Origin of the sequence: Pseudomonas sp. StFLB209, assembly GCF_000829415.1 — a bacterium.
Classification (GTDB): domain Bacteria; phylum Pseudomonadota; class Gammaproteobacteria; order Pseudomonadales; family Pseudomonadaceae; genus Aquipseudomonas.
Window position 1 is genome coordinate 2,897,422 of the sequence record NZ_AP014637.1, and the last position, 20,502, is coordinate 2,917,923.

The following is a 20,502-nucleotide window of genomic DNA, read 5'->3' on the forward strand; positions in this document are numbered from 1 at the left end:
GTTTGTCGCAGTTTTCCGCCTGTTTCAATAGCAGCGCTAAGCTCAACAATGAGGGTATGTCCTATCTTCAAAGAGGTGAGCGGATGACAGAGTTGCAGCACACAGTAGTCACTTCTGAGCTGTATGAACGTTTGATCAATCGACTCGGACTTGCGCTGGAAACGGCCAGCACAGCAGTCCGGCTTCGCAATGAGTTACCCGATGAGCTTGAACTTGATGGGTTGAGCGATGCTGAATTCGAGTGGATCGAGGCCTACCTTGAAAAAGGCGTGAAGGCGGCAAACGGGGCTGTTAAGGGTAAGTCTGAGGGCAGCTTCAATGATGCACCGGAGCGATCCGTGCCAGTCAGGGTGTCGCAGGATTTGGCCAGAGTCATCTGGCTCGAAGACAAGAGGCGGACCAACACCGTGGCCAGATCGGGCCGTTATTCACAGAATATCTTCAAGTTCTGATCATCGCGGGCTGCGGGCCCGTTCAGCAGGCATTGTTGCCTGGCACCAATCAATCTAGGCTTCGGGCATCGATGGAGATGCCCGATGCCTTTGCGTTATCTGTTCAAAACCCTGCTGTTACCTCCGGGTGTTCTGTTGCTTCTGCTTGTGCTGGGCTGGTGGCTGCGTCGTTCGCGACCGCGCCTGGCCTTGTTGTGCTGGGTGACAGGGCTGGGCGGCTTATGGTTGATGAGCCTGCCGGTGGCGGTCGAGCAGGCTGCCCGGCAACTGGAGCGGGTGCCGCCACTGGCGCTTGAGCAGTGGACGACACTTGCCGGCCAGGCCGATGTGATCGTGGTGCTGGGCAATGGCCGTGAGCGCAACGCGCCGGCCTGGGGTGAAGATGTGCCCACCGACATGGGCCTGCAACGCTTGCAAATGGCCGCACGCCTGGCCAAAGCCAGCGGGCTGCCACTGCTGGTCACAGGTGGTTTGCACTACGGCGAACCGCCCAGTGAGGCGCAGATCATGAGTGAGGTGCTTAACCGGGATTTCGGCGTCAGTGTGCGCTGGCTTGAGGAGCGCAGCCGCACCACCTGGGAAAACGCGACCATGACCGCGCAGCAACTGGCGCCGTCGGGATTGACCCGCGTGGTGCTGGTCACCCAGGCCTGGCACATGCCCCGTGCACGCTGGAGCTTCGAGCAGGCGGGGTTTACGGTGATCGGTGCGCCGGTGGGCTTTCTGGGGGTGGACAACGCCCGGCCGTTCGGCGGCTGGCTGCCGGAAAGCCGCGCCTTTGGCCAGAGCGCCCTGCTGCTCAACGAAGCCGCAGGGGCATTGGTGTATCCGTGGGTGTATCCTTGACATCCTCCCCGTCCTAAAGGGCGGGGATTCCCACAACTGGACGCTCATGCCCGAGCGCGAGAATGTTCTTTGCGGCGTTGACGTCGCGGTCGTGGGTGGCACCACACCCACAACAAGTCCATTCCCTTATTCCAAGCCCTGCGATACCTCTCGGCCTCGAGTCCGGCAATTGCTTGCAGCTCGAACAGGTTTGGGTGGTGTTTCTCTCGCTGACAACCTTGAAAACCGTGCCTGCGTGATCGCATTTGTATTCCAGCATGGTTTTCAATTGGCCCCAGCCGGCGTCCAGCACCGACTTGGCCATCCTGGTTTTCGCGAGTTTCAGTGAGTTCACATCGCCCACCACAATGACGCCACAACGCGCGACCAGCGCGTTGCTGAACTTATGCAGGCAATCCTTGCGGCGGTTCGCAATCTTGGCGTGAATCGCCCGTACACGAGCCTTCTTGCCGGCACGCTGGGCCGTGCCCAGGGCGCTCTCCAGATCCCGGTAGAACCTGCCGCTTTCAAGGCGATGACCGTCGCTGCAGGTGGCCGTGGTTTTCAGTCCGAGGTCGATACCCACTGCGTCCTGGCCTGGCGATAACTGGCGGTCGACCTCGACCACGACGTTGAAATACCAGCGTCCACGGCTGTCCTCGTTGAAGCTACCGGATCTGAATTTAAAGCCCGCCAGGCCGTAGCTGTCCCAGACCTTGAAGGGCTGTTTGTTGAAGACGACCTGGCCGTTTTTCCAGACAGCAGCGCCGACCTTGAAGGGCAGCCAACCCAGACTGCGCCGGGCGCCGCCCGAGCAGCGCCAGCGGAGCTGGCGCTTTTTGAACTGCTTGCGCCGTGTGACATATTCGTCGGCAACAGCCTGCACCGATTGGCTGTGCAGTCCCAGGTCTTTGCTGGCCCCGTTGGTGTACTTGTGAATGTCGAACGCCGACAGAAAACGACCACGCTCACGAATCGAGCGACGGCTCAACTCGTTTACGTAGTTCCACACAAAATTCACAGCACGAGACGCTTCACGCAACTGCGCTGCATGCTTGTCTCGCACTCGAATCTTGAGGGTTCTGGTCGCTTTCATTTCAGTCATGAAACACAGAATAGGGTCGGTTTTTATGGGTTTTAACCCTTATTACCGCTTCGCGGTGGCGCTTTCATCCCCCACCTGAAGGAAGGGGCTTTTCGCGCCAGCTTGGTAACCCGCGGCGGTTATGCGGTTTTGCGGCGGGCGATGAACGCCCAGCCCAGCAGCACGGCGCAGACAATCCCCAGTGGCCAGGAGCGCCAGCGCAGGTACGGGGTCAGGTGATGCATCGGCACCACCTCGCCATACAGCACGCCACGTTCGAACTGCGGAATTTGCCGGGTGATGCGGCCATACGGGTCGATCAGGGCGGTGACTCCGTTGTTGGTGGCGCGGATCATCCAGCGGCCTGCTTCAAGGGCGCGCATCTGCGCCATCTGCAGGTGCTGCAGAGGGCCTATCGAGGTGCCGAACCAGGTGTCGTTACTCACGGTCAGCAGCAGGTCGCTGCGGGCGGCCAGGCTGGCCGCGAACTCCGGGTAGACCACTTCGTAACAGATATACGGCGCGATCTGGTAACCCTTGGCCTGCAACAGCGCCTGGTCATTTGGTCCGCGGGCAAAGTCCGACATCGGCAGGTTGAAAAACTCGATCAGGCCGCGCAGCACATCCTGCAGCGGTACGTACTCGCCGAACGGCACCAGTTTCTGCTTGAGGTAAGTGCCGTCACCCTCGCCGGTGACGGTGATCGCGTTGTAATAGCGGTACTCGCCGCGGCCGCTGAGTTCGCGCACCGGCACGCCGGTAATCAGCGCCGAACGTCGCTCGCCGGCGAAGTTGCCCATCATGCTCAGGTAACCTTCGGCCATTTCCTTGAGCACCGGTACGGCAGTTTCCGGCCAGACAATCAGGTCGACCGGTTGCGAGCGAAAGGTCATGTCGCGGTACAGCGCCAGTTGCGCGTTAAGGTGCGCCGGGTCCCACTTGAGCATCTGTTCGACGTTGCCTTGCAGCGCCGCGACGCTCAGGGGGTTGCCGGAGGGCGAAGTCCAGGCGTGATCCTTCAGGGCCAGGCCTGCCGCCCAAGGACCGAGCAGCAGCACGACTGCCGCCGCCAGCAATGAGGGCTGGTTGCGCAGACGCGGCAGGTTGCACAGCAGCGCAACGCTCAAGGCGAGAGCAAAGGACACCAGCCAGACGCCGCCGACCGGTGCCAGTCCGGCCAATGGACCCTCGAGCTGGCTATAGCCCGAGTACAGCCACGGGAAACCGGTCAGGAACCAGCCGCGGAAAGTTTCTTGCAAAACCCACAGTGCCGCGAACGCCAGCGCATCGGCCAGCGGCCGCTCGCTGCGTCGCAGCCAGCGTGCCCAAAGCCAGGCTGGCAGGGCGAAGAACAGGGCGATCAGTGCGATGAACAGCAGCATCAACAGGCCTGCCAGCAGCGCTGAGGCGCCACCGTAGGTGTTGATGCTGACGTAGATCCAGCTGGTCCCCGCGCCAAACAGGCCGAAGCCGAAACACCAGCCCCGCACCAGTGCCTGACGCGGACTCACATCGCGCAGGCCAAGGTAGAACAGTGCAATGGCAACCATGGCCAGCGGCCAGATGTCGAACGGCGCCAATGCCAGGGTGGTGAGGCCACCGGCCGCCACGGCCAGCAGGTTACCGGGCCAGCCGGGGCGGGTGATCCAGCGCATCAGGTTTCCTTAATAGAGACGGCTCATACTCTTGAAACAGGGCTCAGGCGCAGCAGGTGAATGCGGCGGCTGTCGGCATTGAGAATGCGGAAACGGTAGGCGCCGATCTCGGTGGTCTCGTTGCGCTTGGGCAGATGGCCGAAAGCATTCATGACCAGGCCGCCGACGGTATCGAACTCGTCGTCGGAAAACTCGCTGTCGAAGAACTCGTTGAAGCTCTCGATAGGGGTCAGGGCCTTGACCAGGAAGTCACCACTGGGCAATGGCTTGATGTAGCTGTCTTCCTCGACGTCGTGCTCGTCTTCGATGTCGCCGACGATCTGTTCCAGCACGTCTTCGATGGTCACCAGGCCCGCCACGCCGCCGTATTCGTCAATGACGATGGCCATGTGGTTGTGATTGGCGCGAAACTCACGCAGCAGCACGTTGAGGCGCTTGGACTCGGGCACGAACGTGGCCGGGCGCAGCAGGTTCTTGATGTCGTCGGGGTTGCTGTCCTGCTTGAGGATCAAGGGCAGCAGGTCCTTGGCCAGCAGCACGCCAAGCACGTCATCGTGGCTCTCGCCAATGACCGGGTAACGCGAGTGCGCGGCGTCGATGACGGCCGGCAGAAATTCATGCGGACTTTGCGTCGCCTTGATACTGATCATCTGCGAACGCGGAACCATGATGTCGCGCACCTGCAGGTCTGCGACCTGGATGGCGCCTTCGACAATGGCCAGTGCCTCGCTGTCGAGCAGTTTGTTCTGGTGTGCTTCGCGCAGCAGCTCAAGCAGCTCCTGGCGGTTTTTGGGCTCGTGGGCAAAAGCCTGGGTCAATTTGCCCAGCCATGACTTTTGCCCGTTGCTCGATCGATCTTCGCTCATGGCCCTTACTCGTGGTCCTTGCGTGGTGTGTCTGAATGTTGGGGTTCGTCGCTCTCGTCGTCCGCGTAGGGATCCGGGTAGCCCAGCTCCTCAAGCAACGTTCGTTCCAGCGCTTCCATTTCTTCGGCTTCCTCATCGTCGATGTGGTCGTAGCCGAGCAAGTGCAGGCAACCATGGATAACCATGTGCGCCCAGTGCGCATCAACGCTCTTGCCTTGCTCCTGCGCTTCGCGATTGACCACTGCCACGCAGATGACCAGATCGCCAAGCAGCGGAATATCCAGCAACTCGTCAGGAACGTCGGCCGGGAACGACAGAACGTTGGTGGCGTAATCCTTTTGCCGCCAGATGTGATTGAGCTCGCGGCCTTCGGTTTCATCCACCAGCCGGATGGTCATTTCCGAGTCGGCCTTGCGCTGGCGCAAGCCCATTTCACACCACAGGCGAAACTGGGCTTGAGTCGGTGCCGCATCCTTGCTGGCGATTTGCAGGTCCAGCTCAAGCATCGCGGTCGCCGCCCCGCTGGTTCGTGGCCGGGTCGGCGTGCTGCGTTTCGAAGCGCTCGTAGGCCTCGACGATGCGTTGCACCAGCGGATGACGCACGACATCTTTGGGCTTGAAGTGGGTGAAACTGATACCCGGCACATCCTTGAGCACCTCGATGACGTGCGCCAGGCCCGATTTTGTGCCGCGTGGCAGGTCGACCTGGGTGATGTCACCGGTGATCACGGCGGTGGAGCCGAAGCCAATACGGGTCAGGAACATTTTCATCTGCTCGACGGTGGTGTTCTGACTCTCGTCGAGAATGATGAAGCTGTTATTAAGGGTGCGACCACGCATGTAGGCCAGCGGAGCAATTTCGATGACCTGCTTTTCGATCAGCTTGGCTACGTATTCGAAGCCGAGCATCTCGTAAAGCGCATCGTAGAGCGGACGCAGGTAGGGGTCGATCTTCTGCGCCAGGTCACCGGGCAGAAAACCCAGCTTCTCGCCCGCTTCGACCGCCGGACGCACCAGCAGGATGCGGCGGATCTGCTCGCGCTCCAGCGCATCGACGGCGCAAGCCACCGCCAGGTAGGTCTTGCCGGTACCGGCCGGACCGATGCCGAAGTTGATGTCGTTGCCGAGAATCGATTTGACGTAGCGCTGCTGGTTGAAACCCCGCGGCCGGATCATGCCTTTCTTGGTGCGCAGCGCGACACTGGGGTCAGCGGCGGGACCGGCATTCATGGCCTCGATGCCCGACTCCTGGAGGAACAGATGCACCATGTCCGGGGTCAGGTCAGAGCCTTTGGTCTCCCGGTACAGCAAGCGCAGCAGGTTTTCCGCAGAAGACGTGCGTTGGGCGTCGCCGATCAGCTCGAACTGATTGCCCCGGTTACGGATCTCGATATCCAGGCGCTGTTCGATCAGGCGCAGATGCTCGTCGAGTTGTCCGCACAGGTTGGCGAAACGATGGGCCTCGAAAGGTTCGAGGATGAAACGATGAGGTTCTATGGGTGCGTTCAAGGTCTTTTTTAGCCGCCCGACGGCTGTTGAATTGAACTGAAGAATAACCCCAGTGTTCGCTGTGGGAAAGCTCTGACTTGTAATTGGTTGGCAGCGAGCGGGGTGATCTGCCCAGGCCGAGGTCGCCCCTACAGGGTAATGCCGATCAGTCAAGGACAACACGGTCCTGTGGGAGGCAGCTTTGCTGGCGACTGCTCTGGTGAGGCCCGCGCAAATGCACCGGCTTTACTGGCCCTGTCGCGAGCAAAGCTCCCTCCCACGGGGGCTAGCCAAGCCCGATAGTTGCCTTACTGCAACAACGACCCACGCAACGAGTGCGGCTGCGCATCATCAATATGCACATCGACAAAATGCCCGATCAACCGCGGGTTATCACACGTAAAGTTGACGATGCGATTGTTCTCGGTACGCCCCTGCAACTGCCCCGGATCCTTCCTGGAGTAATCGGTCACCAGAATCCGCTGGGTGCTGCCGACCATTTGTCGGCTGATCTCAAAGCCCTGCTGATTCAGGCGGTGCTGCAAGGCATTAAGCCGCTGCTTCTTCACCTCTTCCGGGGTTTCGTCCTTCAGGTCTGCGGCCGGCGTACCAGGGCGCGGGCTGTAGATGAACGAGAACGAGAAATCGAAGCCTACATCCTGAACCAGCTTCATGGTGTTCTCGAAGTCTTTCTCGGTTTCGCCAGGAAAACCAATGATGAAGTCCGAACTGATGCAAATGTCTGGCACCGCCGCCTTGAGCTTGCGCAACCGCGACTTGTACTCCAGCACAGTATGGTTGCGCTTCATCGCCGCCAGAACCCGGTCAGAGCCTGACTGCACCGGCAGGTGCAGGTGTTTGACCAGCTCCGGCACCTCGGCGTGGGCCTGGATCAGGCTGTCGGAGAACTCCAGCGGGTGCGAAGTGGTGTAGCGAATCCGGTCGATGCCGTCGATCGCTGCGACCACACGAATCAGGTCGGCCAGATCGGCCACGCTGCCGTCCGGGTTGGTGCTGCGATAACCGTTGACGTTCTGGCCCAGCAAGGTGACTTCGCGCACACCGTTCTCGGCCAGGTGAATGACTTCACCAATCACGTCATCGAACGGTCGGCTGACTTCCTCGCCACGGGTATAGGGCACTACACAGAACGTACAGTACTTGCTGCAGCCTTCCATGACCGACACATAAGCGGTCGGGCCATCGACCCGCGGCTCGGGCAAATGGTCGAACTTTTCGATTTCCGGGAACGAAACGTCAACCTGCGGTTCGCGGCTGACCCGTGCGGCGTCGATCATTTCCGGCAGGCGGTGCAGGGTCTGTGGACCAAACACCACGTCGACATAAGGGGCCCGGTCGCGGATGGCCGCGCCTTCCTGGCTGGCGACACAGCCGCCGACAGCAATGACCATTTCCGGGTTGGCCAGCTTCAGTTCGCGCCAGCGGCCCAACTGGGAATACACCCGATCCTGGGCGCGTTCGCGGATCGAGCAGGTATTGAGCAGAATCACGTCGGCATCTTCGGCGCGTGCGGTGACTTCCAGGGCTTGATGCTCGCCCAGCAGGTCGACCATGCGCGAGCTGTCGTACTCGTTCATCTGGCAACCGTGGGTTTCGATATAAAGCTTCTTGGCCATGCTCAAATAATCTGCTGATTCAAAGAACCGCGCATTATAGGGATGAACTGTGCGGTCTTCTAGCGTTGCCGGTCTGAGCGACGTGCTATAGTTTCGGCCTTTTTTCTGCCAAGCGATCCTTGCCGCAACCATGACCAAACGTGAATCTCCCATCTACAAAGTGATCTTCCTCAACCAGGGCCAGGTGTTCGAAATGTACGCCAAGCAGATCTATCAGAGTGATCTGTGGGGATTTCTTGAGGTGGAAGAGTTTGTCTTTGGCGAGCGAACCACCGTGGTCGTCGACCCCAGTGAAGAAAAGCTCAAGGCGCAATTCGAGGGCGTGGTGCGCAGTTTTGTGCCGATGCATTCGATCGTGCGCATCGACGAGGTCGAGCGGATGGGCACGCCGAAGATCAGTGAGGCGAAAGGCACCGGCAATGTAATGCCGTTTCCGGTACCGATGCCGGAGAAATAATGCTTAAGGCAGCGGCGAGAACGGCGTCCGCCCTTCGGCTGTCTGCAACTCCAGAAGGTACTTGCGGAAGATCTGCCCGAGTACCTGGGTGGCGGCCTCCAGCTCGCTGCGCTGCATCTTTGCCGAGACTTCGTCAGCTGCGTCAAGGGCATCTTCTGCGCCGTTGACCGCCGCCATCTTCAGAATCACGTAAGCCTGGATGTTGTTCATCGGCACGCCTTCGCCGGCCGCGAACATCGAACCCAGCCGGTATTGCGCCTGGGCATGACCCTGCAGCGACGCTTTCTCGAAGTAATCAAGTGCCTGCGCCAGATCGCGAGATGTCTGTTTGCCCTCGTAGTAGAACTCGCCCAACTCGTATTGCGCCTGTGCATCCCCGGACTGTGCGGCCTGTTTGCACGCCGCCAGGGCGTCGGGCAGGTTTTCCGGCAGTGTATTGAGGGTGCAACGACCCATCGCTGGAATCAGCAGCGAGTTGCCACCTGCGGCGTGGGCCAGCAGGGGAAAGATAAGCAACAGGCAGCCCAATGCAAGGGTGCGGCCGGTGCGGTTCATGGGAGTCGACTTACCTCTGGATAAGGTGCGGGCGAAAAAGGTGCGGGCTGGGCCCGTACAGCGAAAGGTGCTGGCGCGCATTATGAAATAAGCTGAGGCAACCTTACAAAGTGTTTACGGTTTTTCTGCTGCACGGCTTTTAAAACGCTTGTTTTTAGAGGGTAAAGCACTAAGCCGGTGCCAGCCCTGATGAGTGATCAGGGCTGGCCGATGGATTATTTCAGCGCTGCAAACGCCTTTTCAGCCGCATCCAGGGTCAGTTGCAGCTCGGCTTCGCCGTGGGCGATGGAGGTGAAACCGGCCTCGAAGGCACTTGGCGCCAGGTACACGCCGCCGTCGAGCATCAGGTGGAAGAAGCGCTTGAAGCGTTCGGCATCGCTGCTCATCACGTCCTGAAAGGTCACGATGTCTTTCAGTTCAGTGAAGTACAGGCCGAACATGCCACCGGCCTGAGTGGTGGTGAAGGCAATACCGGCGGCATCGGCACGCGCCTGCAGACCGGCGAGCAGACGGCCGGTGAAGGCTTCAAGTTCGTCATGAAAGCCCGGGCGGCTGATCAGGCGCAGGGTGGTCAGGCCGGCGGCCATCGCCAGCGGGTTGCCCGACAGGGTACCGGCCTGATAGACCGGGCCCAGCGGTGCGATGTGCGACATGATTTCGCGCTTGCCGCCGAAGCAGCCCACCGGCATGCCGCCGCCAATGATCTTGCCGAATGTCGACAGGTCCGGAGTCACCTCGTAGTAAGCCTGCGCGCCGCCCAGGGCGACCCGGAAGCCGGTCATCACTTCGTCGAAGATCAGCACCACGCCGTGCTCATCGCACAGGTCACGCAGGCCTTGCAGGTAGCCTGGCGCTGGCGGTACGCAGTTCATGTTGCCGGCCACCGGCTCGACGATGATGCATGCCACTTCCTGACCCACTTCGGCCAGCATCTGGCGGGCAGCCGACAGGTCGTTGAATGGCAGGGTCAGGGTGTGTTTGGCGAACGCCGCCGGTACGCCGGGTGAGCTTGGCACGCCGAGGGTCAGCGCGCCGGAACCGGCCTTGACCAGCAGGCTGTCGGAGTGACCGTGATAGCAGCCTTCGAACTTGATGATGCTGTCGCGGCCGGTGTAGCCGCGGGCCAGGCGAATGGCGCTCATGGTCGCCTCGGTGCCCGAGCTGACCATGCGCACCATTTCCATGGACGGTACCAGGCTGCACACCAGGTCGGCCATTTCGGTTTCCATGGCGGTCGGCGCGCCATAGGACAGGCCGTGCTCCAACTGGCTGCGCACTGCATCGAGCACCTCCGGATGGCTGTGACCAAGAATCATCGGCCCCCAGGAACCCACGTAATCGACATAGCGTTTGTCGTCTTCGTCCGTTACATAGGCGCCCGCAGCATGTTTGAAGAACAGCGGCGTGCCGCCCACGCTCTTGAACGCTCGCACCGGAGAGTTGACGCCTCCGGGGATGTGTTTTTGGGCATTGGCGAACAATGTTTCGGAACGGGACATGATCGGGTCTCTGCTTTTGAAACGGAAATCGGGTTTGCGCCAGTGCTGGTGGCGCAAGAGGTGGCACTATAACAAATGCCTCGGCAGCCCGGTTGTCGATGTCCGATTTCAGCCAGACTTTCGCCCGGCACAGGGTTACAGTCGGCCCATGAACAGACTCGATCCGCAAACCTGCTATGCCGCCTTCGTGGCCCGTGACCGTCGCTTCGATGGCTGGTTTTTCATGGGCGTCTCGTCGACCGGTATCTACTGCCGGCCGGTCTGCCCGGTGCGCGCACCGCTGGCCAGCAATTGCACCTTCTATAGCAGTGCAGCGGCGGCTGAGCAGGCCGGTTATCGGCCATGCCTGCGCTGTCGTCCCGAACTGGCCCCAGGGCACGCGGCATTGGATGTTTCCGGACATCTGGCGCAGGCCGCGGCGCGCCTGATCGAGCAAGGCTACCTCAATGGTCGCAGCCTGGAGGATCTGGCGCAGCGGGTCGGGGTGACGGCCCGGCATCTGCGGCGGATCTTCGAGGCCGAATTCGGTGTGGGGCTGGTCGGCTATGCCCAGACCCAGAAGCTGCTGACCGCCAAGCGGCTGCTGACTGACACTGGCCTGCCCATGGCCGAGGTGGCCCTGGCTTCGGGGTTTGGCAGTGTGCGGCGCTTCAATGATGTGTTTCTGGCGCGCTACGGCCTTAACCCATCGCGGCTGCGCAAGACGCGCCAGGCATCACTGACCCAGGGCCTGCGTTTCGAACTGGCCTACCGGCCGCCTTTCGCCTGGCGAGGGGTGCTGGCTTTTCTGGCGCAGCGCTGCATTGCCGGGGTCGAGAGTGTCGAGCCAGAGCGTTATAGCCGACTGATCGAGGTCGAGCAGGGCGGCACACGCCTGGCAGGCTGGATCAATGTCAGTCATGTCGGCAAGCGCCATGCCCTGCAAGTCGAGGTCTCCAGCTCATTACAACCGGCCATCGTTCAGGTGTTGGGGCTGGTTCGTCGGGTGTTCGATACCGGCTGCCGACCCGATCTGGTCGATGAACACCTCGGCACGCTGGTCGATGGTTTGCCGGGCATGCGCGTGCCGGGGACGTTCGACGGTTTCGAGATTGCCGTGCGTGCGGTGGTGGGCCAGCAGATTTCGGTGCTGCGGGCGCGGCAGATTCTCGGTCGCATCGCCGAGCGCTATGGCACCCCGGTGGCGGGCGCGCCTGCCGGGCTGCGCCATGCCTTTGCGGCTGCGCCAGTGATTGCCGGGTTGCAATCGCAGGCGCTGATCGATTGTGGGCTGATCGGTATCCGTGCCGAAGCGATCATCGAGGTCGCCAGGCAAGTGACGGCAGGCGCCATTGTGCTGGAGCCACTGGTGCCGTTGCAGCCGACCCTGGCCGCGTTGCGGCAGATCCGCGGGATTGGCGAGTGGACCGTGCAATACATTGCCATGCGGGCGCTGGGCTGGCCCAATGCGTTCCCGCAGGGTGATGCGGTGCTGAAAAAATACCTGGGTTGCGCCACTGCCGCGCAACTCGATGACTACGCCAGCCGCTGGGCTCCCTGGCGCGCGTATGCGGTGGTGCATCTGTGGCGGTTGAGTGAGGAGGCAAAACGATGAAACCGGGTTATCTGTTTGTCAGCCCGTTGGGCGATATCGTGCTGCGCGCCGAAGACGACGCATTGACCGGCGTGTTCTTTGTTGGTCAGAAGCACTACCCCGAACTGCTGGTGATGCCGGACGACGGCGCATTGCCGCGCATCATTGCCATGGCCCGCGAGCAATTGCAGGAGTTCTTTAGCGGTGAACGGCAGGTGTTCGAGCTGCCCCTGCGCGCTCGCGGTACGCCGTTTCAGGAACAGGTCTGGCAGGAACTGGCGCGTATTCCCTATGGCGAACTGCTGTCCTACGGGGCGATGGCAAAAAAAATGGGGCTCAGCGCCGGGCATTCGCGTGCGGTTGGCACCGCCAATGGGCGTAATCCGATTTCAATCATCGTGCCGTGTCATCGGGTGGTCGGTGCGGCCGGCGACCTGACCGGCTATGCCGGTGGCGTGGAACGCAAGCGGGCGCTGCTGAGCCTGGAAGCCGGCAGCGGCTTCAGGCTCATTTGATCAGCAGGCTGTTGAAAAACTACCTGCTGGCTGGGCGCCTACGGCACTACGCGCGCCATTGCTGCGTTAAAAACCGGCTCAAAATGCTCATTTACTGCTCGTAAACTGCGCTTTCTCGCCTACGTTTTTTAACGGCCTGTCAGGTGCGGGCCAGCAAATCGTTGAACGCCCGTGCGCGACGGGTGACTTCGGCCGTGCTGTCGGCGCCGAACAGGCCGTTGACCACCGCCAGCAGGTCGGCACCGTGCTCGATCAGTGGCGCGGCGTTGTCCAGGGTAATGCCGCCGATCACCGCAATGGGCAGGTTGATTTTGGCACGGACCTGCTCCAGCAACTGCAAGGGCACTGCCGGAGCATCAGGCTTGGTCAGCGAGTTGAAAAAGCGTCCAAAGGCCACGTAGCTGGCCCCGTCAGCTTTGGCCTGTTCGGCCAGTTCAAGGCGCCCATGACAGGTTGCACCGACGATGGCCTGGTGACCCAGCAGGGCGCGGGCGCCCGACAGCGAACCGTCGGTCTGGCCCAGGTGCACACCCACACCCAGGCGCGCCGCCAGTTCAGCGTCATCGTTGATGATCAATTGGGTCTTGTAGCGTTCGCAGAGCTTCAGCAGCTCACTGGCTTCGCGCAGGCGGCGTGACTCGTCCTGGCTCTTGTCGCGGTACTGCAAGAGCGTGACGCCACCGTCCAGTGCGGCTTCGACATATGCCAGGAACCTGCCGGCCAGCAACTGGCCGTCGGTGATCGCGTACAGGCCGCGCAGTTTTGAAGGCCGGCTCATGAGCAGAAATCCAGCGGCAGGCGGCGCGGGACAAACTGTCCGCGACCCAGCTGATCGGCGTCGCGCAGGGTGCGCCAGGTGTAGTCCAGGGCTGATTGGACAGCGCTGACCAGTTCCTGACCCTGGGCCAGCCGGCCGGCCAGGGCACTTGCCAGGGTGCAGCCTGAACCGTGATAGCTGCCTGGCAGACGCTGGCAGGTGAAGGTATGCGATGTGCCGCTACGGCTGTACAGGCGGTTATGCACTTGTTGCTCGTCGCCATGCCCGCCGGTAATCAGCAAATGTTCACAGAACGGCAGCAGGCGTTCGGCGCACTCATCGGCTGTGCCCTCGGGCAACTCCGCAAGAATCCGCGCTTCGGGCAGGTTGGGCGTGGCGATGGTGGCGATCGGCAGCAGTCGCTCGCGCATGGCAAAGCCGACTTCATCCTTGCCCAGCCGGCCACCGCCGCCAGCGCGCAGCACCGGGTCGCAGACCAGAGGCAGGTGAGGGTGGGCGCTGAGCAGCGCAACGACGGTATCGACCATCTCGGTAGAACCGAGCATGCCCAGTTTGACGGCGGCCACCGGCGAGTCATTGAGCACGGCGTTGGCCTGGGCGAGCACCCAGTCACGATCCAGAACGCGGAAGTCGCTGACGTCTACCGTGTCTTGCACGGTCAGGGCCGTCACGGCCGGGGCAGCATGGCAGCCCTGGGCAAGCAGGGCTTCGATATCGGCCTGCAGGCCGGCGCCACCACTGGGGTCATGGCCGGACAGGCAGAGAACTACGGGGCGGGTGCTATAGATAGTGTTCATGGTGCGCGAGCTTATCATCAAACCCTCCTGGCGCTGTTGCTGGTGGTATGGAATTTTCGTGGCTGCAGGTCACCCCGCAAATGCGATTTGTGCTGAAACGGGAACACACTCTGTGACGATTAACAGCTATGCTTGGCTGTCTAGACATTTGGCATACCAACGACGCCAGGGTTTGCATCTGGTAGATGCGCGTCGGTTGCCTCACCGCTTTTATGGAATCATTCAGCCTGCTTCACGGATGAAACTACTGCAGGGCGTCGCTTCATGGACCGATGAACCGCGACGGACTACCTTGGGGCTTTCATGCGCTATTTGCTGATAATGCTGGTTGCCTGCCTGCCGTTACTGGCCGGCGCCGTCGAGTTTGACGAGAGCACCCGCAGCCTTTCTCTGGGCCGCTGGACTCAGGTGTTGGAAGATGCCAGTGGTCAGGCTGACATCAAACAGATCAGCAGTGCCGAGATGGCCTCAGCGTTTCGCCCCCTGGGTGAGCCGACGCTCAATGCCGGTTATTCCCGCTCGGCGTTCTGGATGAAAATTGACCTGTCGTACGTCCCGCGTGATGCGCAGCAGCACTCCGACTGGCTTCTGGAACTGGCCTATCCGCCGATGGACCATGTCGATGTCTATCTGATCGATGCTCAGGGCGAACAGCAGATGGCCTGGAAAACCGGCGACATGCTGCCCTTTGCCAGCCGCCAGATTCGCCAGAACAACTACCTGTTCGAACTGCCGCTCAAGCCCGGTCAGACCATGACTGCCTATGTTCGCGTGGCAAGCAATGGCTCGGTCCAGGCGCCGCTGAACCTGTGGTCCAGCCATGCCTATCTCGAAGAACAGCCCGCGCGCATCTATGTGCTCGGGCTGATCTACGGCGTGTTGCTGGGCATGCTGGTCTATAACTTGTTCATCTATGTCAGTGTGCGTGACACCAGCTATCTGTATTACATCCTGTATATCGCGTCGTTCGGGCTGTACCAGGTATCGATCAATGGCGCCGCCATCGAATACCTGTGGCCCGACAGCCCATGGTGGGCCAACGCCGCCACGCCTTTTCTGATCGGCGCCTCGGTGCTGTTCGCCAGCCAGTTCACCCGCAGCTTTCTGCAAAGCCCGTTGCTTGGCCGCTGGGTCGATAATCTGTTGTTGTGGGTGATGGGCAGTGCGGTGCTGGTGATCGCCCTTGCACTGTTTGCCGATTATGGCCTGGCGCTGCGGATGGTCACCCTGCTGGTGCTGGTCTTCACCGTGGTGGTGTTCACCACCGGGATTACCGCCTGGCTGCGAGGCGTGCGGGTGGCGCGTTACTTTTTGCTGGCCTGGTCGGCATTTTTGCTCGGTGGTCTGGTTAACGCGGTGATGTTGCTCGGTTATTTGCCCAATACCTTCCTGACCATGTACGCCAGCCAGATCGGCTCGGTGATCGAGGTCGCGCTGCTGTCACTGGCGCTGGCCGACCGGATCAACTACGCCCGCGAATTGCAGGCCCGTACCCTGCTCGAGGCGGGGCGGGACCTGGAGCGTCTGAACCAGCAACTGGCGACCAGCAACCGGCTCAAGGATGAGTTTCTGGCCACCCTGACCCATGAGTTGCGCACGCCGATGAATGGCATTATCGGTTCGCTGGACCTGATGCAGACCGTGCCGCTGGATGGCGAAGTGTCGATGTATCAGCAGACCGCCTCGGCCTCGGCTCAGGACATGATGCGCATGATCAATGGCATCCTGACCCTCACCGAGCTGCAAGCCGGGGTGCTGCATGCCGAGTGCGGGCCGTTCGAGTTACCGGTGTTGACGCATCGGTTGCATCAGCGCTTCATCGGCCCTGCGCAGGCCAAGGGGCTGCGTCTGTCGTTTGAAGTGGACCCCTTCGTACCGCGGTTGCTGCGCGGCGATGCCGAAAAGCTGTATCAGTGCATTGAGTGCCTGATGGACAACGCGATCAAGTTCACCCGCCACGGCACCGTGACCTTGCGGATGGATGGCATGCGCCGCGAAGCAGACCATTTCACCCTGCGCATTGAGGTCATCGATACCGGGATCGGCTTTAGCCGCCTGAATGATGCGGTGCTGTATCAACGATTTTTCCAGGCTGACAGCTCGATGACCCGGGAATATGGCGGCCTGGGGATTGGCCTGGCGATCTGCCGGCAGCTGATCGAGCTGCTCGGTGGCAGCCTCAGTCATCACTCCGAGCCCGGACGCGGCAGCCGGTTCTGCCTGAGCCTGCCTTTGCAGGCGCAGTCGCTGACGACCGCTGGCGCGCGTCAGGGCAAAAACGCCGACAATTCGTCCAATATGGCGCTGTTTAAGATGCGGGGTGCGTGATTCACTGGCTGTTCCTGATTCTGTTCACTGACAGAGAGGAGGCGTTTGATGAATCTTTACTCACAGGCCAGCACCCACGAAGTCACCAACCAGCCACCGCCGCTTGATGGCCTCAATCTGTACCGCTGCGACCTGGCTCTGCAAGCCTGGGTCGGGCATTTCGGCGGCGGCTGGGCGGACCGGCGGCTTGATGCTTACGGCGCACTGGCCGGCGGACCGTTGATGGAAGCCGGTTTTCTGGCCAATCAGCACCCGCCGCAGTTTCACAGCCACGACCGCTACGGCCACCGTATCGACCTGATCGAGTTCCATCCCGCCTGGCATCTGTTGATGAGAACCGCCATCGAGCATGGTATCCCGTCCTTGCCTTGGCGCGATCCGCAGCCAGGCGCCCATGTGGCGCGTGCGGCCTTGAGTTATTTGCACACCCAGGCCGAGCCGGGCAGCGGCTGCCCATTGACCATGACCTTTGCCAGCGTACCGGCCATCAGTGTGCAGCCGGAGCTGGCGCAAGCCTGGTTGCCGAAGATCCTTGCTACACAATACGACCCGCGCAATGTCGGCATGGCCCACAAGGCCGGTGTGACCATCGGCATGGCGATGACCGAGAAGCAGGGCGGGACCGATGTGCGCGCCAACACCACCCGTGCCTTTGCGCTTGGTGCAGGCGGGGCGGGCCAGGCCTATGAACTGGTCGGCCACAAGTGGTTCTGCTCGGCACCGATGTGCGATGCCTTCCTGACGCTGGCGCAGACCGATAAAGGGCTCAGTTGCTTTCTGTTGCCGCGTCATCGGCCGGACGACACCCTCAATGCCTTCCAGATCCAGCGTCTGAAAAACAAGCTGGGCAACCGCTCCAACGCGTCCTGCGAAGTGGAGTTTCGTGGCGCGCTGGCCTGGATGCTGGGTGAAGAGGGTCGGGGTGTGGCAACCATCATCGAGATGGTCGCCATGACCCGCTATGACTGCATGATCGGCTCCAGCGCGCTGATGCGTCAGGCGCTGACCCAGGCCACTCATCACTGTGCGCATCGCAAGGTCGGTGGTCAACTGCTCGGCGAGCAGCCGCTGATGCAGAATGTGCTGGCTGACCTGGCCCTGGAAAGCGAGGCTGCGCTGGCCCTCACGCTGCGCATGGGGCACGCGCTGGATCACGCCGACGACAGCCATCAGGCCCGCTTCATTCGGCTGGTTACCGCAGTTGGCAAATACTGGATCTGCAAACGGGCGCCGGCGATGATCAACGAGGCTGCCGAATGCCTGGGTGGGGCCGGCTATATCGAAGACAGCATCCTGCCGCGGTTGTACCGCGAGGCACCGGTCAATTCGATCTGGGAGGGTTCCGGTAACGTGCAGTGCCTGGATGTGCTGCGCGCTCTGTCCCGTGAGCCGGGCATCATCGACGCCTTGCTTGATGAGCTCGACGACGGCCGGGGCGATGCTGACCTGGCGCGGCATGTCCGCCAGCTCAAGGATGACCTGGCCGATGGCGAAGAGCTGGCGTACCGCGCGCGGCAACTGACCGAAGACATTGCCGTGGCCCTGCAGGCCCGGCTGTTGCTCGATGCCGGAGTCAGTGCCGTCAGCGATGCCTTTATTGCCGCTCGCCTGCGCGCACCGGCCAGGGTCTATGGCGGGCTGCCCAGAGGGGTGGACTGTGAAACTTTGCTGGCTCGTGCATCGCCGCAGGTGACATAAGCAGCCGAACCTATCAGGATGCAGTTCTGCACGTCATACAGGACCCGCACCGTGACCCAAGCTTTTGTTGTCGTTGAAACCGCCGAACAAGCCGTCGAACAGTTGGCCGCCCTGCATGAGCGTGCCACCGGCGCACTGAATCAGGCCCTCAAGCGCTATCTGAAAGACCGCATCGAGCCTGATGAGCAGCAGCGCGCGCTGTTTCGCTACCCCGAACTGCGCCTGACCTATGTCGTCCATGGTGAGGTGCCGAGCACCACCCGTGCCTACGCCAAGGTCCAGTTGCCGGGCACCTACAGTGTGACCGTGACCCAGCCGGCGGCGTTTCGCAAATACCTGCTCGAACAGCTCAAGCCGCTGATCCGCGACTTCAATGTGACGCTGGAAGTCGGCCTGAGTGACAAGACCATCCCGTACCCCTACGTGGTCGAGCAGGGTGATGAGCTGGCCGGCACCGGCGTGACCGCTGCGGCGCTGGCGCGAGTGTTCCCCAGCACCGACCTGTCGGCCACCACCGACGGTATCGCTGACGGCCTGCACGATTGGGCCAACGCCGACCCGCTACCGTTGGCGCTGTTCGATGCCGCCCGTACCGACTTTTCCCTGCGCCGGCTGGTGCATTACACCGGCAGTGACTGGCGCCATGTGCAGCCCTGGATTCTGCTGACCAACTACCACCGCTATGTCGACCAGTTCATCTTGCATGGCCTGGAAGTCCTGCGTGACGACCCACGTTTCGTGCGTCTGGTACTGCCGGGTAATGTCATCGTCGACAAGAGCATGGACGCCGAGGAGGCGCAGAGTGTGGTGGCCAGTGTGGTCTGGCATCGCTATCAGATGCCGGCTTACCATCTGGTGGCCGAAGACGGCAATGGCGTAACCCTGGTCAATATCGGCGTCGGCCCGTCCAACGCCAAGAACATCACCGACCACCTGGCAGTATTGCGTCCGCATTGCTGGCTGATGATCGGCCACTGCGGCGGCCTGCGTCAGTCGCAGACCATTGGCGATTACGTGCTGGCCCACGCTTATATGCGCCGTGACGGGATTCTCGACCGGGTGCTGCCGCCGCACATTCCGATTCCGGCGCTGGCCGAGGTGCAACTGGCCTTGCAGGAAGCTGCCGCGCAGGTGACCGGTGAGCGGGGTGAAGAACTCAAAAAACGCCTGCGCACCGGCACGGTACTGACCTACGACGACCGTAACTGGGAGCTGGCCTGGGCGCAGGAGCGACCTTTGATCAACCTGTCCCGCGCGGTGGCTGTCGACATGGAAAGCGGCACCATCGCCGCTCAGGGTTATCGCCTGCGGGTGCCCTACGGCACGCTGCTGTGCGTCTCGGACAAACCGCTGCACAGCGAGATCAAGCTGCCGGGCTCGGCCAACGCCTTCTACAACCGGGCGGTCAGCCAGCATCTGAAAATCGGCATCGCCGCGCTGGACCTGTTGCGTGCCGAGCTCAACTCGCTGCACTCGCGCAAACTGCGCAGCTTCGACGAGCCACCGTTCCGTTGAGCCGGATGCCGCCCGGCGGTTCCTGCCGGGCGGTTTTTTCAGGCGGCTCGGGTCAATCTGCTAAAGTGGCGCTTTGTTTTTCTGGCCAGATTCATGTCCCGCACTCCACGCCCTCCAGCCAAACCTTCCGCCTCCCGGCGCCCTGCACAGGGCAAAAGCGGCGCGCCCCGGCGTGTCGCCAAGCCGCGCCCGGCCGAGCCGAAGCTGGTTCTGTTCAACAAACCGTTCGATGTACTGACCCAGTTCAATGACGATCAAGGCCGCGCCACGCTCAAGGACTTCATCGATATTCCAGGTGTGTACGCGGCCGGGCGTCTGGACCGTGACAGCGAAGGTCTGTTGTTGCTGACCAATGACGGCCAGCTTCAGGCGCGCATTGCTGACCCTAAGCACAAGCTGGCTAAAACCTATTGGGTACAGGTCGAAGGTGAACCCAGCGAAGCCCAGTTGCAGCAGCTGCGTGACGGGGTAACCCTCAATGACGGCCCGACCCTGCCGGCTGAGGCGCGGGCCATCGAAGAGCCTCAGCTATGGCCGCGCAATCCGCCGGTGCGGTTTCGTCAGAGTATTCCCACGCGCTGGCTGGAACTGATAATCAAAGAGGGCCGCAACCGCCAGGTGCGGCGCATGACCGCCGCAGTCGGTTTGCCGACCCTGCGGCTGGTGCGGGTCAGGATTGGACCGTGGAGCCTGGACGGGTTGGAACAGGGGCAGTTTCGCGAGCTGGAGAGCTTTGAGCTGTAGGCTTCAGGAAAACGCCAGGCCTGATCATTCGTACCG

General features: G+C 61.6%; 19 protein-coding genes. 9 read left to right on the forward strand and 10 right to left on the reverse strand.

The window, feature by feature from the left end; all coding sequences use genetic code 11:
* Positions 1-83: 83 nt before the first annotated feature.
* Both PSCI_RS13070 and PSCI_RS13075 read left to right on the forward strand, forming a co-directional pair.
* Positions 84-452: a hypothetical protein gene (locus PSCI_RS13070; protein WP_045487376.1), complete on the forward strand. Its 369-nt coding sequence runs from the start codon at positions 84-86 to the stop codon at positions 450-452.
* Positions 453-536: 84 nt separating this feature from the next.
* Complete coding sequence (locus PSCI_RS13075; RefSeq protein WP_045487380.1) at positions 537-1,298, forward strand: YdcF family protein; 762 nt, start codon at positions 537-539, stop codon at positions 1,296-1,298.
* A 13-nt stretch (positions 1,299-1,311) separates the two neighbouring features.
* On the opposite strand, the gene PSCI_RS13080 is transcribed toward PSCI_RS13075, so the two are convergent.
* The 6 genes from PSCI_RS13080 to miaB all read right to left on the reverse strand — a co-directional run bounded on the left by PSCI_RS13080 (position 1,312) and on the right by miaB (position 8,007).
* Positions 1,312-2,373: an RNA-guided endonuclease InsQ/TnpB family protein gene (locus PSCI_RS13080; RefSeq protein ID WP_045487383.1), complete on the reverse strand. Its 1,062-nt coding sequence runs from the start codon at positions 2,371-2,373 to the stop codon at positions 1,312-1,314.
* A 128-nt stretch (positions 2,374-2,501) separates the two neighbouring features.
* Positions 2,502-4,016, reverse strand: a complete 1,515-nt coding sequence (gene lnt, locus PSCI_RS13085) for an apolipoprotein N-acyltransferase (RefSeq protein ID WP_045487386.1) — start codon at positions 4,014-4,016, stop codon at positions 2,502-2,504.
* A gap of 23 nt (positions 4,017-4,039) precedes the next feature.
* Complete coding sequence (locus tag PSCI_RS13090) at positions 4,040-4,882, reverse strand: HlyC/CorC family transporter (RefSeq protein ID WP_045487388.1); 843 nt, start codon at positions 4,880-4,882, stop codon at positions 4,040-4,042.
* 5 nt (positions 4,883-4,887) lie between these two features.
* Complete coding sequence (gene ybeY, locus PSCI_RS13095) at positions 4,888-5,388, reverse strand: rRNA maturation RNase YbeY (RefSeq protein WP_045487392.1); 501 nt, start codon at positions 5,386-5,388, stop codon at positions 4,888-4,890.
* Positions 5,381-6,391, reverse strand: coding sequence for a PhoH family protein (locus PSCI_RS13100; protein WP_045487395.1), 1,011 nt, complete (start codon positions 6,389-6,391; stop codon positions 5,381-5,383). Before PSCI_RS13100 ends, ybeY begins: the two co-directional genes overlap by 8 nt.
* Positions 6,392-6,678: 287 nt before the next feature.
* Positions 6,679-8,007 carry a tRNA (N6-isopentenyl adenosine(37)-C2)-methylthiotransferase MiaB gene (miaB, locus tag PSCI_RS13105; RefSeq protein ID WP_045487398.1) on the reverse strand — a complete coding sequence of 443 codons (1,329 nt, stop codon included), beginning with the start codon at positions 8,005-8,007 and terminating at the stop codon, positions 6,679-6,681.
* A gap of 130 nt (positions 8,008-8,137) precedes the next feature.
* Between miaB and PSCI_RS13110 the strand changes: the two genes are divergently transcribed.
* Complete coding sequence (locus tag PSCI_RS13110) at positions 8,138-8,464, forward strand: DUF1820 family protein (protein ID WP_045487401.1); 327 nt, start codon at positions 8,138-8,140, stop codon at positions 8,462-8,464.
* Positions 8,465-8,467: 3 nt separating this feature from the next.
* On the opposite strand, the gene PSCI_RS13115 is transcribed toward PSCI_RS13110, so the two are convergent.
* On the reverse strand, positions 8,468-9,019 hold the full coding sequence (locus PSCI_RS13115; protein ID WP_045487403.1) for a tetratricopeptide repeat protein: 552 nt from the start codon (positions 9,017-9,019) through the stop codon (positions 8,468-8,470).
* Between the two features lie 215 nt (positions 9,020-9,234).
* Positions 9,235-10,518, reverse strand: a complete 1,284-nt coding sequence (hemL, locus tag PSCI_RS13120; protein ID WP_045487405.1) for a glutamate-1-semialdehyde 2,1-aminomutase — start codon at positions 10,516-10,518, stop codon at positions 9,235-9,237.
* Positions 10,519-10,666: 148 nt separating this feature from the next.
* Between hemL and PSCI_RS13125 the strand changes: the two genes are divergently transcribed.
* Entirely contained in the window at positions 10,667-12,112 is a 1,446-nt protein-coding gene (locus PSCI_RS13125) for a DNA-3-methyladenine glycosylase 2 family protein (protein ID WP_045487407.1), read from the forward strand.
* Positions 12,109-12,606 (forward strand): methylated-DNA--[protein]-cysteine S-methyltransferase, encoded by a 498-nt coding sequence (locus PSCI_RS13130; RefSeq protein ID WP_045487410.1) that lies wholly within the window; start codon positions 12,109-12,111, stop codon positions 12,604-12,606. The genes PSCI_RS13125 and PSCI_RS13130 overlap by 4 nt, the downstream gene beginning before the upstream one ends.
* A gap of 139 nt (positions 12,607-12,745) precedes the next feature.
* Here PSCI_RS13130 and thiE read toward each other — a convergent pair whose 3' ends face one another.
* Both thiE and PSCI_RS13140 read right to left on the reverse strand, forming a co-directional pair.
* Positions 12,746-13,384 (reverse strand): thiamine phosphate synthase, encoded by a 639-nt coding sequence (thiE, locus tag PSCI_RS13135; protein WP_045487413.1) that lies wholly within the window; start codon positions 13,382-13,384, stop codon positions 12,746-12,748.
* Positions 13,381-14,181, reverse strand: a complete 801-nt coding sequence (locus tag PSCI_RS13140) for a hydroxymethylpyrimidine/phosphomethylpyrimidine kinase (protein ID WP_045494237.1) — start codon at positions 14,179-14,181, stop codon at positions 13,381-13,383. The genes thiE and PSCI_RS13140 overlap by 4 nt, the downstream gene beginning before the upstream one ends.
* A 303-nt stretch (positions 14,182-14,484) precedes the next feature.
* On the opposite strand from PSCI_RS13140, the gene PSCI_RS13145 reads away from it, so the two are divergent.
* The 4 genes from PSCI_RS13145 to PSCI_RS13160 all read left to right on the forward strand — a co-directional run bounded on the left by PSCI_RS13145 (position 14,485) and on the right by PSCI_RS13160 (position 20,466).
* Positions 14,485-16,509, forward strand: a complete 2,025-nt coding sequence (locus tag PSCI_RS13145; RefSeq protein ID WP_052483396.1) for a sensor histidine kinase — start codon at positions 14,485-14,487, stop codon at positions 16,507-16,509.
* 48 nt (positions 16,510-16,557) lie between these two features.
* Positions 16,558-18,207: an acyl-CoA dehydrogenase family protein gene (locus PSCI_RS13150; RefSeq protein WP_045487415.1), complete on the forward strand. Its 1,650-nt coding sequence runs from the start codon at positions 16,558-16,560 to the stop codon at positions 18,205-18,207.
* A gap of 18 nt (positions 18,208-18,225) precedes the next feature.
* Positions 18,226-19,722 carry an AMP nucleosidase gene (amn, locus tag PSCI_RS13155; RefSeq protein ID WP_162484334.1) on the forward strand — a complete coding sequence of 499 codons (1,497 nt, stop codon included), beginning with the start codon at positions 18,226-18,228 and terminating at the stop codon, positions 19,720-19,722.
* A 93-nt stretch (positions 19,723-19,815) separates the two neighbouring features.
* The gene (locus tag PSCI_RS13160) at positions 19,816-20,466 is read left to right on the forward strand and encodes a pseudouridine synthase (protein ID WP_045487419.1); all 651 of its coding nucleotides are present in this window, start codon (positions 19,816-19,818) and stop codon (positions 20,464-20,466) included.
* Positions 20,467-20,502: the final 36 nt, after the last annotated feature.